Origin of the sequence: Pseudomonas fluorescens (genome assembly GCF_902497625.1) — a bacterium.
Classification (GTDB): Bacteria; Pseudomonadota; Gammaproteobacteria; order Pseudomonadales; family Pseudomonadaceae; genus Aquipseudomonas; species Aquipseudomonas fluorescens_BQ.
The window spans coordinates 36,842-51,927 of record NZ_CABVGX010000019.1; the positions used below are offsets into that span (position 1 = coordinate 36,842).

The 15,086-nt window shown below is 59.3% G+C and carries 14 protein-coding genes; 10 read left to right on the forward strand and 4 right to left on the reverse strand.

What is annotated here, in order from left to right; translation table 11 throughout:
- The first annotated feature begins 237 nt into the window (after positions 1-237).
- From F8N12_RS13500 to F8N12_RS13515, 4 genes are all read left to right on the forward strand, one after another.
- On the forward strand, positions 238-1,401 hold the full coding sequence (locus F8N12_RS13500) for an isovaleryl-CoA dehydrogenase (RefSeq protein ID WP_150580862.1): 1,164 nt from the start codon (positions 238-240) through the stop codon (positions 1,399-1,401).
- 98 nt (positions 1,402-1,499) lie between these two features.
- Positions 1,500-3,104, forward strand: coding sequence for a carboxyl transferase domain-containing protein (locus F8N12_RS13505; RefSeq protein WP_150580863.1), 1,605 nt, complete (start codon positions 1,500-1,502; stop codon positions 3,102-3,104).
- A 108-nt stretch (positions 3,105-3,212) separates the two neighbouring features.
- Positions 3,213-4,022: a gamma-carboxygeranoyl-CoA hydratase gene (locus F8N12_RS13510; RefSeq protein WP_150580864.1), complete on the forward strand. Its 810-nt coding sequence runs from the start codon at positions 3,213-3,215 to the stop codon at positions 4,020-4,022.
- The gene (locus F8N12_RS13515; RefSeq protein WP_150580865.1) at positions 4,022-5,971 is read left to right on the forward strand and encodes an acetyl/propionyl/methylcrotonyl-CoA carboxylase subunit alpha; all 1,950 of its coding nucleotides are present in this window, start codon (positions 4,022-4,024) and stop codon (positions 5,969-5,971) included. The genes F8N12_RS13510 and F8N12_RS13515 overlap by 1 nt, the downstream gene beginning before the upstream one ends.
- Positions 5,972-6,010: 39 nt before the next feature.
- Here F8N12_RS13515 and F8N12_RS13520 read toward each other — a convergent pair whose 3' ends face one another.
- Positions 6,011-6,658: a LexA family protein gene (locus F8N12_RS13520; protein ID WP_150580866.1), complete on the reverse strand. Its 648-nt coding sequence runs from the start codon at positions 6,656-6,658 to the stop codon at positions 6,011-6,013.
- Positions 6,659-6,781: 123 nt separating this feature from the next.
- Between F8N12_RS13520 and F8N12_RS13525 the strand changes: the two genes are divergently transcribed.
- Together F8N12_RS13525 and F8N12_RS13530 are read left to right on the forward strand one after the other, a co-directional pair.
- Positions 6,782-7,123, forward strand: coding sequence for a DUF6124 family protein (locus F8N12_RS13525; protein ID WP_150580867.1), 342 nt, complete (start codon positions 6,782-6,784; stop codon positions 7,121-7,123).
- A gap of 484 nt (positions 7,124-7,607) precedes the next feature.
- On the forward strand, positions 7,608-8,759 hold the full coding sequence (locus tag F8N12_RS13530; protein WP_150580868.1) for a M14-type cytosolic carboxypeptidase: 1,152 nt from the start codon (positions 7,608-7,610) through the stop codon (positions 8,757-8,759).
- A gap of 63 nt (positions 8,760-8,822) precedes the next feature.
- Here the strand turns inward: F8N12_RS13530 and F8N12_RS13535 are convergent, their stop codons facing one another.
- Entirely contained in the window at positions 8,823-9,269 is a 447-nt protein-coding gene (locus tag F8N12_RS13535; protein ID WP_150580869.1) for a winged helix-turn-helix transcriptional regulator, read from the reverse strand.
- 93 nt (positions 9,270-9,362) lie between these two features.
- Between F8N12_RS13535 and F8N12_RS13540 the strand changes: the two genes are divergently transcribed.
- A complete protein-coding gene (locus tag F8N12_RS13540; protein WP_150580870.1) occupies positions 9,363-10,565 on the forward strand; it encodes an MFS transporter in 1,203 nt (400 codons plus the stop codon).
- Between the two features lie 193 nt (positions 10,566-10,758).
- Here F8N12_RS13540 and F8N12_RS13545 read toward each other — a convergent pair whose 3' ends face one another.
- Positions 10,759-11,304 (reverse strand): cytochrome b, encoded by a 546-nt coding sequence (locus F8N12_RS13545; protein WP_150580871.1) that lies wholly within the window; start codon positions 11,302-11,304, stop codon positions 10,759-10,761.
- Positions 11,301-12,386, reverse strand: coding sequence for a catalase family peroxidase (locus F8N12_RS13550; RefSeq protein WP_150580920.1), 1,086 nt, complete (start codon positions 12,384-12,386; stop codon positions 11,301-11,303). Before F8N12_RS13550 ends, F8N12_RS13545 begins: the two co-directional genes overlap by 4 nt.
- Before the next feature lie 158 nt (positions 12,387-12,544).
- On the opposite strand from F8N12_RS13550, the gene F8N12_RS13555 reads away from it, so the two are divergent.
- The 3 genes from F8N12_RS13555 to zapE all read left to right on the forward strand — a co-directional run bounded on the left by F8N12_RS13555 (position 12,545) and on the right by zapE (position 15,063).
- Positions 12,545-13,051 carry a sigma-70 family RNA polymerase sigma factor gene (locus F8N12_RS13555; protein ID WP_150580872.1) on the forward strand — a complete coding sequence of 169 codons (507 nt, stop codon included), beginning with the start codon at positions 12,545-12,547 and terminating at the stop codon, positions 13,049-13,051.
- Positions 13,048-13,800 (forward strand): anti-sigma factor family protein, encoded by a 753-nt coding sequence (locus F8N12_RS13560; RefSeq protein WP_150580873.1) that lies wholly within the window; start codon positions 13,048-13,050, stop codon positions 13,798-13,800. Before F8N12_RS13555 ends, F8N12_RS13560 begins: the two co-directional genes overlap by 4 nt.
- Before the next feature lie 135 nt (positions 13,801-13,935).
- Positions 13,936-15,063, forward strand: a complete 1,128-nt coding sequence (zapE, locus tag F8N12_RS13565; protein WP_150580874.1) for a cell division protein ZapE — start codon at positions 13,936-13,938, stop codon at positions 15,061-15,063.
- Positions 15,064-15,086 lie beyond the last annotated feature (23 nt).

Here is a 15,086-nt window from a genome sequence, read left to right on the forward strand (position 1 = left end):
GTCCCCTATTGTTTTTGTAAGAACGTGTCCGCTCGCCGAGATAAGAGCATCGGTTTTGTCACGCCGGCGCCTCTGGAGCTGAATCCTTCGCGAGCAAGCTTTGCTGCTACAGAATCACTCAAGTTAACGTTAACGTAAAGGGCGATTGACAGCCATTCATCACAGGTTTACGTTAACGTAAAGGTGAGAGCTCGCATCATGCCCTCCCCGCCCTACAAAAAAGCCAAAAGGTGCCCCATGAGCTACCCATCCCTGAACTTCGCCCTCGGTGAAACCATCGACATGCTGCGCGATCAGGTTCAGTCCTTCGTCGCCAAAGAGATCGCTCCACGCGCTGCTCAAATCGACATCGACAACCTGTTTCCCGCCGATCTGTGGCGCAAATTTGGCGACATGGGCCTGCTCGGTGTGACCGTGCCGGAAGAGTACGGCGGCGCAGGCCTGGGTTACCTGGCGCACGTAGTGGCGATGGAAGAAATCAGCCGGGGCTCGGCATCGGTCGCGCTGTCATATGGCGCACATTCCAACCTCTGCGTAAACCAGATCAACCGCAACGGCAATCACGAACAGAAAATAAAATACCTGCCCAAGCTGATCAGCGGCGAGCACGTCGGTGCGCTGGCGATGAGCGAGCCGAATGCCGGCTCCGACGTGGTTTCAATGAAACTGCGGGCCGACAAACGCGGCGACCACTACGTGCTCAATGGCAGCAAAACCTGGATCACCAACGGCCCCGATGCCAGCACTTACGTGATCTACGCCAAGACCGACCTGGAAAAAGGCCCGCACGGGATCACCGCCTTTATCGTCGAGCGCGACTGGAAAGGCTTCAGCCGCAGCAACAAATTCGACAAACTCGGCATGCGCGGTTCGAACACCTGCGAGCTGTTTTTCGACGACGTTGAAGTGCCGCAAGAAAATATTCTCGGCGTGCTCAACGGTGGCGTGAAAGTGCTGATGAGCGGGCTCGATTACGAGCGCGTCGTGCTTTCCGGTGGCCCGACCGGGATCATGCAAGCGTGCATGGACCTGATCGTGCCGTACATCCACGACCGCAAGCAGTTCGGCCAGAGCATCGGCGAGTTCCAGTTGATACAAGGCAAAGTCGCCGACATGTACACCCAGCTCAACGCCAGCCGCGCCTACCTCTACGCGGTCGCGCAAGCCTGTGAACGCGGGGAAACCACCCGCAAGGACGCCGCCGGCGTGATCCTCTACAGCGCTGAGCGCGCCACGCAAATGGCCCTCGACGCGATCCAGATTCTGGGCGGTAACGGTTACATCAACGAATTCCCCGCTGGACGTCTGTTGCGTGACGCCAAGCTGTACGAAATCGGCGCCGGCACCAGTGAGATCCGTCGCATGCTGATCGGCCGCGAACTGTTCAACGAAACGAAATAAATGTCGTTAGCGGCAAGCGACACGTTCAAGCAGCAAGGAACAAGCGCTCTTGCTTCTGACTTGTCGCTTGAAGCTTGAAGCTGCCACGGAGTAGCCCGATGATTTTGCATACCCAGCTCAACCCGCGCTCAGCGGAGTTCGCCAGCAACCGTGCGGCGATGCTTGAACAAGTCGACGCGCTGCAGACCCTGCTCGCCAGAGTGCAGCAAGGTGGCGGCGCCAAAGCGCAGGAACGTCATACCTCACGAGGCAAACTGCTGCCCCGCGAGCGCATCAATCGTTTGCTCGATCCGGGATCCCCATTCCTCGAGATCAGCCAACTCGCCGCCTACGAGGTGTACGGCGAAGACGTTCCGGCCGCTGGCGTCATTGCCGGGATCGGCCGCGTCGAAGGCGTGGAGTGCATGATTGTCGCCAACGATGCCACGGTCAAAGGTGGCTCGTATTATCCACTGACCGTGAAAAAACACCTGCGCGCACAGACCATCGCCCAGCAGAACCGACTGCCGTGCATTTATCTGGTGGACTCGGGCGGTGCCAACCTGCCGCGTCAGGACGAAGTATTTCCGGACCGTGAACACTTCGGTCGGATTTTCTTCAACCAGGCCAACATGAGCGCCATGGGCATTGCGCAAATCGCCGTGGTGATGGGCTCTTGCACTGCGGGCGGCGCCTATGTGCCAGCGATGGCGGACGAGGCCATCATGGTGCGCCAGCAGGCAACCATATTCCTCGCCGGCCCGCCGTTGGTGAAAGCGGCGACCGGTGAAGTAGTCAGCGCTGAAGACCTCGGCGGTGCCGATGTGCACTGCAAGATCTCCGGGGTTGCCGACCATTATGCCGAGAGCGACGAACACGCTCTCGCCATTGCCCGGCGCAGCATCGCCAACCTCAACTGGCGCAAACTTGGCGAAGTCCAGCAACGCACCCCGATCGCCCCGCTGTACGCCAGCGACGAGTTGTACGGCGTGGTCTCGGCCGACGCCAAGCAACCGTTCGACGTGCGTGAAGTGATCTCGCGGTTGGTCGACGGTTCGGTGTTCGATGAATTCAAGGCGCTGTTCGGGACCACGCTGGTGTGCGGCTTCGCGCATCTGCACGGTTACCCGATCGCGATCCTCGCCAACAACGGCATCCTCTTCGCCGAAGCCGCGCAAAAAGGCGCGCACTTCATCGAACTGGCCTGTCAGCGCGGCATTCCTCTGCTGTTCCTGCAGAACATCACCGGCTTCATGGTCGGCCAGAAATACGAGGCCGGCGGTATCGCCAAGCACGGTGCAAAACTGGTGACTGCCGTCGCCTGCGCCAAGGTGCCCAAGTTCACCGTGATCATCGGCGGCAGCTTCGGCGCCGGTAACTACGGGATGTGCGGACGGGCCTACGATCCGCGTTTCCTGTGGATGTGGCCGAACGCGCGCATCGGCGTCATGGGCGCAGAACAAGCCGCCGGCGTGCTGGCGCAGGTCAAGCGCGAGCAGGCCGAGCGCAGTGGCCAGGTTTTCAGCGCCGAGCAGGAAGCCGAGATCAAGCAACCGATTCTCGATCAGTATGAAAAGCAGGGTCACCCCTACTACTCCAGCGCGCGACTTTGGGATGACGGTGTCATCGACCCGGCGCAGACCCGCGACGTATTGGCGCTGGCTCTGTCTGCGTCGCTGAATGCGCCAATCGAACCGAGCCGCTTCGGCGTGTTCCGGATGTGATTTTCTGTGGGAGCGGGCTTGTGTGGCGAGGGGGGTTGCCCCCGTTCGATTGCGAAGCAATCGCCATCCCCGGCAATCCCCCCACATGAGTTGTGGAGACGGACCAATATGAGTGACTTCAATACCATCGAACTGCTGAACGACCCGCGGGGTTTTGCCACCCTGTGGCTCAGCCGTGAAGAAAAGAACAACGCCTTCAACGCCGAGATGATCCGCGAGCTGATCCTCGCGCTGGACAAGGTGTCGAGCGACGCCAGCCTGCGGTTTCTGCTGGTGCGCGGGCGCGGCAAACATTTCAGCGCCGGTGCCGATCTGGCCTGGATGCAGCAATCGGCCGAACTCGATTACCACACCAACCTTGATGACGCGCGGGAACTGGCGGAGTTGATGTACAACCTCGCCAAACTGAAAATCCCGACCCTTGCCGTGGTGCAGGGCGCAGCATTCGGCGGCGCGCTGGGTTTGATCAGTTGCTGTGACATGGCGATTGGTGCCGATGACGCGCAGTTTTGCCTGTCGGAAGTGCGCATCGGCCTGGCCCCTGCGGTGATCAGCCCGTTCGTGGTGCAGGCCATTGGCGAACGGGCGGCGCGCCGTTATGCCCTGACTGCCGAGCGATTTGGCGGACAACGGGCGCGGGAGATCGGCTTGTTGTCGGAGAGTTATCCCGCCCCCGAAATGGAGCGGAGTGTCGAGCAATGGATCGACAACCTGTTGCTCAACAGCCCGGCCGCCATGCGCGTCAGCAAGGACCTGCTGCGCGAAGTGGGTAACGGCGCACTGACGCCGGCGCTGCGCCGCTACACCGAAAATGCGATCGCCCGTATCCGCGTCAGCCCTGAAGGCCAGGAGGGTTTGCGGGCCTTTCTGCAAAAACGTCCACCCAACTGGCATGCCGCAACCAAGGAGCCGCGTTGATGAGCGCACCTGTCATTACCACTTTGCTGGTGGCCAACCGTGGCGAAATCGCTTGCCGAGTGATGCGCACCGCCAAAGCGTTGGGCCTGACCACCGTGGCCGTGCACAGCGCGACCGACCGTGATGCCCGGCACAGCCGCGAAGCGGATATTCGCGTAGACCTCGGTGGCAGCAAGGCCGCCGACAGTTATCTGCAAATTGATAAACTGATCGCCGCTGCAAAGGCCAGTGGAGCCCAGGCGATTCATCCGGGTTACGGTTTCTTGTCTGAGAACGCCGGGTTCGCCCGCGCCATCGAGTCCGCCGGGCTTATCTTCCTTGGCCCGCCCGCCTCGGCCATCGACGCGATGGGCAGCAAATCCGCAGCCAAGGCGTTGATGGAAACCGCCGGAGTGCCATTGGTGCCGGGTTATCACGGCGAAGCCCAGGACCTCGACACCTTCCGCGATGCCTGCGAACGCATCGGCTACCCGGTGCTGCTCAAGGCCACGGCCGGGGGCGGCGGCAAAGGCATGAAAGTCGTCGAGGAAGTCAGCCAACTGGCCGAAGCCCTCGCCTCGGCTCAACGCGAAGCGCAGTCCTCGTTTGGCGACTCGCGCATGCTGGTGGAGAAATACCTGCTGAAACCGCGCCACGTCGAAATCCAGATTTTCGCTGACCAGCTCGGTAACTGTCTGTACCTCAACGAGCGTGATTGCTCGATCCAGCGACGTCACCAGAAAGTCGTCGAAGAGGCCCCGGCACCCGGGTTGAGCGCAGAACTGCGTCGGGCCATGGGTGAAGCCGCCGTGCGTTCCGCACAAGCCATCGGGTATGTCGGCGCCGGTACTGTAGAGTTTTTGCTGGATGCGCGCGGTGAGTTTTTCTTCATGGAGATGAACACACGTCTGCAGGTCGAGCATCCCGTCACCGAAGCCATTACCGGGCTCGACCTGGTCGCCTGGCAAATCCGCGTAGCGCGGGGTGAAGCGCTGCCGATGAGACAGGATCAGGTTCCGCTGCTGGGCCACGCCATTGAAGTGCGTTTGTATGCCGAAGACCCTGGCAATGATTTCCTCCCCGCGACGGGCCAACTGGAGTTGTATCGCGAATCCGCGCCAGGTCCGGGACGTCGGGTCGACAGCGGTGTTGAAGAAGGCGACGAGATTTCGCCATTCTATGATCCTATGCTTGGCAAATTGATTGCCTGGGGCGAGGACCGTGAGCAGGCACGCTTGCGATTGCTGAGTATGCTCGATGAATTTGCGATTGGCGGGCTCAAGACCAACATCAATTTTCTGCGGCGGATCATCGCTCATCCAGCCTTCGCCGCAGCGGAACTCGATACGGGGTTTATTCCTCGCTATCACGAGCAATTGCTGCCGCCGGCTGCGGCCCTGAGTGATGAATTCTGGCAAGCCGCCGCGCAGGCGTTTGCGCAAAGCCGGCCGAGCATTCCCCGTGTCGATGATCCTGCTTCACCGTGGGCGACCAGCAACGGTTTTCGGGTTGGGCTGCCGAGCGAGACGACCCTGCATTTGATGTGCGAAGGTCAGGACCGGGCGCTGACGTTGGGCGATGTAGCTTCAGCGCACCTCAACGGCGATCATCTGTCCACCGAGCACAACGGGATGCGCCGCCAGCATCGCGCTATTCGCAGCGACGACGTTGTTTATCTGCAATGGGAAGGTGAGCTGCGGCGCATCGAATCTTACGACCCGATCAGTGCTGTCGAAGCCAGTCACAGCCATCAGGGCGGACTGACCGCACCGATGAACGGGAGCATCGTAAGAATTTTGGTTGAACCCGGGCAAACGGTTGAAGCCGGCGCTCAATTGGTGGTGCTGGAAGCAATGAAGATGGAGCACAGCATTCGCGCGCCGCACGCCGGAGTAATCAGGGCGCTGTATTGCCAGGAAGGCGAAATGGTCAGCGAGGGCGCTGCGCTGGTAGAACTGGAGGAAGCGTGAAATGAAGATCGGTCCTGCAGTTGCGCAGAACCGGTCTGACTAGAATCGGGCAGTCGCCTGGACCACCACGCCGATAATTCGGCACGTTTCGGTGAACAGCGCTTTCGGATAAGTGGGATTGAGCGGGACCAGGTAACGCTGACCGCCCTCTTCGATCAACTTGCGGAAAGTCGCTTCGCTGCTGTCGGGCCACTGCACAATCAGCATTTTTCCCGGTTCCGGGACAATGTCCGGATCGACCAGAATCATCATGCCTTCGCTGATACTGAGGCCGCTGGGTGCGGTCATCGCATCGCCCACCACTCTCAGCCAGAACGCTGCGCCCCGGGCGTGGTAATCGGTCAATTCGAACTGCGGCTTGCGGTACACGGTCCGCTCGCCGTCGCGTACCTCGCCAGTCTCCCGCCAGTCGCTGACCGGGTAACGGAAGAACGGATTGTATTTTTGCACGAGGTCCTGACTTTCATCCGCAGCAGGGTCCGGCTCCCTGATGACCAGTGCCACTTCGAGAAACTCCATGCCAAGCGCGCGAAGTACTCGATTCATGTCATCGATACCCGGCTCACGACGTTTATTCAGCCAATGCCCTACGCCGCCCTGGGACATACCGAGGCGATCGGCGAGAACTTCCTGAGTGATTTTCAGCTCACTCATCTTGGCTTTGACCAGCTCTATCCATTTATCCATGGGCGGTACGATACGTGGGCGACTCCCGCCTGCAAAACACACATTGTAGTAGTTAAATGCTGGTAACAAATACAGCCTGTACTAAGATTGGATGACGGATATCAGTCTTTCAAGGAGTGGACCATGACCCCGTCAATCCCCAGCCACGACATACCCGACGTACCCATCGACACTTCGCTCACCTCTGCAAAAGGCTCCGCTGCCGCTCAGCGCGCGCTGGACTATTACTTGAAACCGGCTGTTTCAGATGAGGTGGTCGAGGATCGGTTCTTTGATGTAAGCCGCAATATCAGCAGCGAAGAGGCCTTGGTGCATGCAACGGATTTGCTACGTTGTGCAGCTGCCATTGCCTACGAGTCGGCCAGCCATCTGCAGGGCGTCAACCGAGACCTGGCTTTTTCCACAGTGCACATGATCGACATGGCGAAAGCGATGGTCGACCGTTCCTTGCAAGGGGGCAAATAAAGCTGGAGGATTTTCAGAACGTCGCCGAGACGCAGTAATCCTATAGCGGCGATAAAATCATTTGACTTGCAAACGAGAATGATTATTATTGCATGCAGCTGGTCGCGAGATCAGTCGATTGTCCAGGTGACCTTAGGTCGGTCTCCTGAACGATCTCCTCATCAGGCTAATCACGGTTTTTGACCCGGCTTTTCGCCGGGTCTTTTTTTGCCGGTTATTCCGGCTTTACCTTCAGGCTAATGAAGTCTTAGGGGGTGGCTAATCCAATGGCGCGGATGATAGCAAAGGAACATTAAATGGCAATACAGCCCCGTCATCATTGGTCAAAACTAATCAAAAATAGCACTTGAGAATCAATCGCGCAGTCTCTAAGCTGCGCCGGCGTCAGGGAAGACGCCCCCCTATTTACTGCGCATTTTGTACCGATTCCCTCCTCTTCAGCGTGTAAAGTAGCAGCCATAAAAATCATATTCAGGAACCGATTATGACCGTGGCTAAATCCTCATTCGGCATCAGTGCAAACTTCGACAGCGGCAATATCGAAGTGCTGGACATCAGCAATCCGCTCCAAGCGCTGCTCGCCATTCGGCCCGACACTCGCAGCAAGCATTTCCAGTGGTTTCATTTTAAGGCCAGCGGCCTGCATGTGGGTCAAGAGCACTGGTTTCGTCTGAACAATGCCAGCCAGTCTTCCTATAACAAAGCCTGGGACGGTTACCAGGCGGTCGCCTCTTACGATCACGTCAACTGGTTCCGGGTGCCGACAATCTTCGAAGGCGATTGCCTGCGTTTCAGCCTCGAAGCCACCGCCACGCACGCATGGTTTGCTTATTTCGAACCTTACAGCCGCGGTCGCCATGACTGGCTCATCGAGCAGGCGCTGACCAAGGCCGGCGCCGAACTGCTGGCCACCGGCAAGAGCGTTGAGGGCCGTGACATTCAGCTGCTGCGTAAAGGCAGCGGTGCTGAAGGCCAGCGCAAAGTCTGGATGATTGCGCAGCAACACCCGGGTGAGCACATGGCCGAGTGGTTCATGGAAGGGGTGATCGAACGCCTGGAAAATCACGATGATCCGGTCATGCAGAAACTGCTCGCCGGCGCCGACCTGTACCTGGTGCCAAACATGAACCCGGACGGCGCCTTCCACGGCCATTTGCGCACCAATGCCATGGGCCAGGACCTGAACCGGGCCTGGCAGAGCGCCAGCCAGGAAATCAGTCCGGAGGTGCTGTTCGCTCAACAGCAAATGGAAAAGTACGGCGTCGACCTGTTCCTCGACATCCATGGCGATGAAGAAATCCCCTACGTCTTCACGGCCGGATGTGAAGGCAACCCGGGCTACACACCGCGTCTGGAAAAACTCGAAGAGCATTTTCGTGGCCATCTGAAGAACCTGACCAAGGACTTCCAGACCAAATACGGTTACACCCGCGACCTGCCCGGCAAAGCCAACATGACCCTCGCGTGCAACAGCGTCGGCGAAAAATTCGACTGCCTGTCATTGACCCTGGAGATGCCTTTCAAGGACAACAATGACAAGCCCGACCCGCTGACGGGCTGGTCCGGCAAACGTTCGAAGCAATTGGGCAAGGACGTGCTGACGACCGTGGCGGAGATGGTCGATCACTTGCGCTGAGCGAGGGTCTGACGATGCAGGCTGCGCCAGCTCTGAAGCGTGGCGAAGCCTGCAGATCGGCAATTATCCGGCTGCGATCCGCACGCAATCCTCCGGCCCCAGCAAACGCCCATCTTCGGCGCGTAATTCCAGCGGTCGTACCGGCTGACCCTGAAGGCGATCGACCACCCGGGAATGCGCCTCTCCTTCCTCGAAGAAAAAAGCCTCGCCCCACTGCCGCAGACCGACGATCAGCGGGAACAGCCCTTTGCCTTTCTCCGTCAGCACATATTCCTGATACGCGCTGCCATCCGACGCTGGCACCAGATCGAAAATCCCGTGGGTCACCAAGGTGCGCAAACGAGCGGACAGAATATTTTTCGCCATGCCCAAACTGCGCTGAAACTCTCCAAACCGGCAGACTCCATCGAACGCATCGCGCACCAGCAACAACGACCACCAGTCGCCAATGGCATCCAGTGAGCGCGCAACCGGGCACTCGGCATTTTCCATACTCGTTCGCTTGGCCACGAAGACACTCTCCAACACAAATGTGGTTGCAATATAAAACCGGACTCTCTACCGTTCAACTGGTTTTATTTAGAAACCACTTTGGAGTTGCGCATGAAAAACAGCCCGTCAACCCTGAGCACGAGCGTCGTGCTGCTGTTCGCCGTGGCCTGCGGGTTAGCCGTGGGCAATGTGTATTACGCACAGCCTCTGCTCGATGCTATCGCCGAGACCTTTGCAATGGAGCCGGCCACCATCGGCATCGTCGTCACGCTGACTCAGGTCGGTTACGGCGCGGGGCTGGTGCTGCTGGTGCCGCTTGGCGATCTGCTGAACCGGCGGCGGTTGATTGTCTCCCAAACGCTGCTGTCGGCGCTGGCGCTGTTGATGATCGCTTTAGCCACCGACAGCACCTGGCTGTTAAGCGGGATGGCGCTGACAGGTTTTTTGGCAGTCGTCACCCAAGTGTTGGTGGCCTACGCTGCAAGGCTGGCGATCCCGGCCGAGCGCGGCCGGGTAGTGGGCGTGGTCACCAGCGGCATCGTTGTCGGCATCCTGTTGGCCCGCACTGTGGCCGGTGGCATGGCCGATCTGGCGGGTTGGCGTTCGGTTTATCTGCTGTCGGCAGGTTTGACCCTGCTGATGGCCCTGTTGCTGTTGCGGGTGCTGCCCAAAGATGAAGACCCGCAACCCGCACAATCCTACGCGTCGTTACTGGAATCGGTGTTCGTGTTGTTCAGGGAGGAACCCGTGCTGCGCCAGCGGGCGGTTCTGGCACTGCTGACCTTTGCCAGCGCCATGGTGCTGTGGACGCCCATGGTGTTGCCGCTCAGCGCCCCACCGCTGTCACTGTCCCACACGCAAATCGGCTTGTTTGGTCTGGCTGGAGCCGCCGGGGCACTGGGCGCTGCTCGCGCCGGGCATCTGACCGATCGGGGTTGGGGACACTGGATCAGTGGCTTGTCATTGCTGCTGATGCTGGTGTCGTGGCTGCCTGTGGCCCTCACTCAATCCTCGCTGTGGGCCTTGTTACTTGGCGTGATCACCCTCGATCTGGGTCTTCAAGCGGTGCATGTCACCAGCCAGAGCATGATCTACAGCGTGCGCCCCGAAGCACAAAGTCGTCTGACCGCGGGCTACATGCTGTTCTATTCGATCGGCAGTGCGCTGGGTTCGATCGGTTCGACGGCGATGTATGCGTGGGCCGGGTGGACCGGTGTTTGTCTGTTGGGGGCAGGGATCAACGCGGCAGCGTTGATTTATTGGTGGCGAACGCTGGCTGCCCGAAACCAGCCCGTAGAAGCAGCTTCACGTTGATTCAGTCACTGAGACCGTAGGAGCTGTCGAACACTGCGATCGTTGGCTTTGAAGGAACTCTCGATTTTCAGAGCAAAAAGATCGCAGCCTTCGGCAGCTCCTACATTGGATGTGTGCGTCCTGGCAGATTTTCAGCAAAAGATCGCAGCCTTCGGCAAATCCTACGTTGTACGTGCACGTCTGAGGGCCGAGTTCAGCCGCGATCCCTGCCTCGCAACATGCTGTCCAGCACATCATCGCGGCGCACCCAAGCGTGGAACAATGCCGCCGCCAGATGCAGCAACACTGTCAAAAACAACAGATAAGCCATATACCCGTGCGCCTTGCGCAGGAACGCAAACACTTGCGCATCCGCCGGCAGGATCGACGGCAGTTGCAGCGAACTGCTGAGCATCACCGGATCGCCTGCTGCCGAAATCATCGCCCAGCCGAGCAGCGGCAGAATGAACATCAGCGAATACAGCAACAGATGCGAAGCCTTGGCGGCCAGCGCTTGCCAGGTTGGCAGATCAGCCGGGAGCGGAGGTTGCCGGGTTGAGAAGCGTACGCCCAGCCGCACGATGACCAGCAGTAGAATCGTGATGCCCAGCGGTTTGTGCAGATTGAGCAGCCACTCATGACGCTCGGACACCGAAGCGACCATGCCCGCGCCGAGAAACAGCATGGCGATGATCATCAACGCCATCAGCCAGTGCAGCAGTCGCGCCAAAGGCGCGAAATGACTCGGTTGAGCGCTCATTGTTGAGTCTCCTGTTTAGCGGCAGGCAACTGGCTGACTTCGCTGGTGCGACGCAGGTAGGAACTGGCGTAACCGGCAGAACGGGCGGCCAGCAACGGATCGTCAGACCCTTCGATGCCGGATGGCAACACCAGCGGGTCGTAGTTGATGTCGCGGCACTCGCCATTCAATTGCGGCTGAGCGCTTTCAAGTACAAGTGTTCCGGCATTCAGCACCTTGCGGTCCTGCGGCCAAGTCTTGCTTGCGTCGTTGACCGGATCGCCGGGATTGGCCAGCGTGAGGTTCAATTGCCAACGCAACGGGCCAGCGCCCATTCGCTGTTGCAGATCTTTTTCGAGGAAATCAGCGCCTTCCGGCGCCGTTGCACCGGCTGCATCGCGCGCCACCGGTACCATGCTCCAGCGCACAGCTTGCTTTTGCCCGGCTGCATCGATCAGGTAAAACGCGTTGACGCTGTTGTAGGTTTCCGTCACGTAACTGGCCGAAGGTTTTGCGTTTTTGATCCAGGCCAGAAACGGCCCGGCTTCCGGGTGCGATTTAAAGAATGCGGGCACCGCTGCCGGGTTTGGTTTTCCGGTGGCGGGATCCGGCGACTGAGCCTGTTGCAATTGATAGAACGCCTCGGGCGTGCCCACCGGAAACACCGGCATGCTGTTCATCCCGGTGCGCCACTGCTGACCATTGGCCTGGGTGAAGCGCAACGCCAGACTGCGGATCGGCACGCTGCTGTCCGGCGCATAGGGATTACCGGCCGGCAATGCGAAACGCCCCACCACTGGCGTGCGCGCCTCATTGAACACCTGAGCCGTAGAGTAGCTGCGGGCCTCGCCACTGCTCTCGAAATAGCCAATCACGCACACACCTTTGGAATGGTTGCGGCGAAATCCGGGGTGCACACCGTTGTTGGTTTCCAGCACATTGACCAGCTTCGTCGGGGTCAGACGTTGTGGGTCGAAGGTGCCGTTGACGTAGGCAAAAGCCCCGGCCACGGCGGCAATGACCACTGCAATGGCCGCCAGGCGCAAGGTCAGGCTTGCTGCACTCAGCGGCGGCCGGGTGGGCGGTGATGAGCGATCTACCATGAAAGACTCCAGGGCCATCGGCCACAAGTGAGAAGAAACAGGCAGACGAACCCCACGCATGTTTATTCCATCGCTGCGTATTTATTTTTTCGAGCGTGGAATAACCTTGAGTGCCGGGCGTCTCTCTAGTCCACAGCGTAGTGACTAGCCAGAACTTCATGAACGAGATCGACGAACAACTGCGAGAAATTATTCCCAGACTGCGCCGTTTCGCGGTGTCGTTGACGCGCAATTCCACCAGCGCAGACGATCTCGTGCAGGCGAGCCTTGAGCGTGCACTGACAAGTTGGGGCGACAAGCGTCCCGATGGCGATTTACGCGCCTGGCTGTTTTCGATTCTGTACCGGCAGTTCCTGGATGCGCACCGACGCTCGCGCCGATACGCACGAATGCTCGAATTTTTTACCGGTCGTGACGATGCTCAACCCTCGGTCGAGCGCACGGTGATCGCGCAATCGACCCTGCAAGCGTTCGATCAGTTGAATAGCGAACAACGTGCACTGTTGCTGTGGGTGTCGGTCGAAGGCCTGAGCTACAAAGAGGTCGCGCAGATCCTCGACGTGCCCACCGGCACCGTCATGTCGCGCCTGTCCCGTGCCCGCCAGGCCTTGCGCGAACTCAGCGACGGCGAAATCACCCGCCCTTCCCTGCGGAGACTCAAATGATCAGCATGCCCCCGAGCGAGCGCGACCTGCACGCTTACATCGACCATCAACTCAGCGACGAAGACCGGCGTCTGGTGGACACTTTTCTGGCAAGCAATGCCGACGTTTCTGCCCAAGTGCGCGCCTGGCAACAGGACGCTCAGCAGTTGCGAGCGGCACTGAGCGGCGCCCTGCAGCAACCAGCCAATCCGGACCTTGATCCTGCGTTGATTCGCCAGCGGCTGAAACGTCAGTCGCGGCGCCATCTGGCCAGCGCGGCGGTGTTGCTGATCGCTGTCAGCATCGGCGGTTTCAGCGGCTGGCAGGCGCGGGAGATGACACTGCTCAGCGCTGCGCAGCCGATGGGCGATGCGATGCAGGCTTACCGGCTGTTCGCGCAAAAAGGCCTGCTGCCTGCCGATTACAAAGTTAATGGCAACGGCGATATGCAGGGCTGGCTCGACCGCTACTTCACTCAGGCCAATCGCCTCCCGGACTTGTCCGACGCGGGTTTCAAACCGGTCAGCGGTCGCCTGCTCATCACCGAGCAAGGGCCAGCGGCAATGGTGGTTTACGAAGACTCGCGCGGGCAAAAAATCAGTTTCTACGTGCGTCCACCCGGACCGAAAAACTTTCTGCTGCCCCGGGGCAGTCGCAGTGACGGAGAGTTGCAGGCCGAGTACTGGTCCGGCGCCGGCTACAACTATGCGATGGTCAGCCCGACGGATACAGCGGCTGCGCAGATGCTTAAGCAGACCGAGCAATTTTGATCGCGAGCCAATTCTGTGGGTGGCCTTTTCCGTTCGCTTAAACACTGACATTGCTGGAAGCAAACTTGCCGATTTGTTTACAATACGGCGCCGCCTCCCGGCGAGCTTGCATGACCTTAACGGGATGACTTCACAGTGGCCGTTCGACCGCCCAGCCGTTCACGCTTCATACCCCGCTGGTCTCCCCTGCAACGACTATTCGGCAAGCTTTCTGCGCCCGTACCTGGCAGCGCGACAACGAATCGCGTGATTCACGATTTTTTTCGGCAAAAAGCACACGTTCAGGGTTACACCCTCAGCCACAGCCAGCAGCGGGTCATCGACAGCATGGCGCAGCACGCCAGCGTGCTGCTGAGTGATTCGAGGAAAACCTTGCCCGGTTTGTACCTGTTCGGCGCTGTCGGCCGCGGCAAGAGCTGGCTGCTCGACGGGTTCTTCCAGGCGCTGCCAATCGCGCAAAAACAACGCCTGCACTTTCACCCATTCTTCGCGCAGTTACATCAAGGCATGTTCACCCATCGCGATCATCCGGATGCGCTGACAGCAACGCTCGACGCGATACTGCAGGATTGTCGGGTGCTGTGTTTTGACGAGTTTCACGTACACGACATCGGCGACGCGATGCTGATCACGCGGTTGTTCAAGGCACTGTTCCAGCGTGGCATCCTGCTGCTGGTCACCTCCAACTACCCGCCGGAAGGCCTGTTGCCCAACCCGCTTTATCACGCGCGTTTCAAACCGGTGATCGAACTGATCAATGCACGCATGCAAGTCATGGAAGTCGGCGGTGACCACGATTATCGCAGCCAGGCAAAACCCAATGCCCATCAGTTGTTCACTCAAGGCCGGTACGTCTGGCCTGCCAGCGTGGCGCAGCGCGAGGCGTTGAACATCCCCGCCCCTGACGCTCCCACCGTTGCCTTGCCTGTCGGGACCCGGCATTTGCGCGCCCGCTTCTGTGAAGCTCGCACGGTCGGGTTTACCTTCAGCGACCTGTGCGATCAGACCACTGCGGTGGTGGATTACCTGGAGTTATGCCGGCGCTTTGATCGCTGGATCATCGATGAACTGCCCTTGCTGAATGACTGTTCGATCGCTGCGCAGCAACGGTTCATCAACCTGGTGGATGTTCTTTATGATCAGGACAAGCACCTGATTTTGCTGAGCCAGCACTCGTTGCGCGAAAGTCTCAGCGGTGATGCGATTGATCTGGCCCGTACCCGCAGCCGGTTGGGCCAACTAGTGAACGTCAAAGCGTCCTGACGACGGCAACTTTCCCGCTATCA

Bases quoted from the DNA above. Each gene is read 5' to 3' on its own strand.
- F8N12_RS13545 (WP_150580871.1), bottom strand. From the start codon at position 11,304: ATGAGCGCTCAACCGAGTCATTTCGCGCCTTTGGCGCGACTGCTGCAC.
- F8N12_RS13550 (WP_150580920.1), bottom strand. From the start codon at position 12,386: ATGGTAGATCGCTCATCACCGCCCACCCGGCCGCCGCTGAGTGCAGCA.
- F8N12_RS13515 (WP_150580865.1), top strand. From the start codon at position 4,022: ATGAGCGCACCTGTCATTACCACTTTGCTGGTGGCCAACCGTGGCGAA.
- F8N12_RS13555 (WP_150580872.1), top strand. From the start codon at position 12,545: ATGAACGAGATCGACGAACAACTGCGAGAAATTATTCCCAGACTGCGC.
- F8N12_RS13525 (WP_150580867.1), top strand. From the start codon at position 6,782: ATGACCCCGTCAATCCCCAGCCACGACATACCCGACGTACCCATCGAC.
- F8N12_RS13530 (WP_150580868.1), top strand. From the start codon at position 7,608: ATGACCGTGGCTAAATCCTCATTCGGCATCAGTGCAAACTTCGACAGC.
- F8N12_RS13510 (WP_150580864.1), top strand. From the start codon at position 3,213: ATGAGTGACTTCAATACCATCGAACTGCTGAACGACCCGCGGGGTTTT.
- F8N12_RS13500 (WP_150580862.1), top strand. From the start codon at position 238: ATGAGCTACCCATCCCTGAACTTCGCCCTCGGTGAAACCATCGACATG.
- F8N12_RS13505 (WP_150580863.1), top strand. From the start codon at position 1,500: ATGATTTTGCATACCCAGCTCAACCCGCGCTCAGCGGAGTTCGCCAGC.
- F8N12_RS13540 (WP_150580870.1), top strand. From the start codon at position 9,363: ATGAAAAACAGCCCGTCAACCCTGAGCACGAGCGTCGTGCTGCTGTTC.
- F8N12_RS13560 (WP_150580873.1), top strand. From the start codon at position 13,048: ATGATCAGCATGCCCCCGAGCGAGCGCGACCTGCACGCTTACATCGAC.
- F8N12_RS13520 (WP_150580866.1), bottom strand. From the start codon at position 6,658: ATGGATAAATGGATAGAGCTGGTCAAAGCCAAGATGAGTGAGCTGAAA.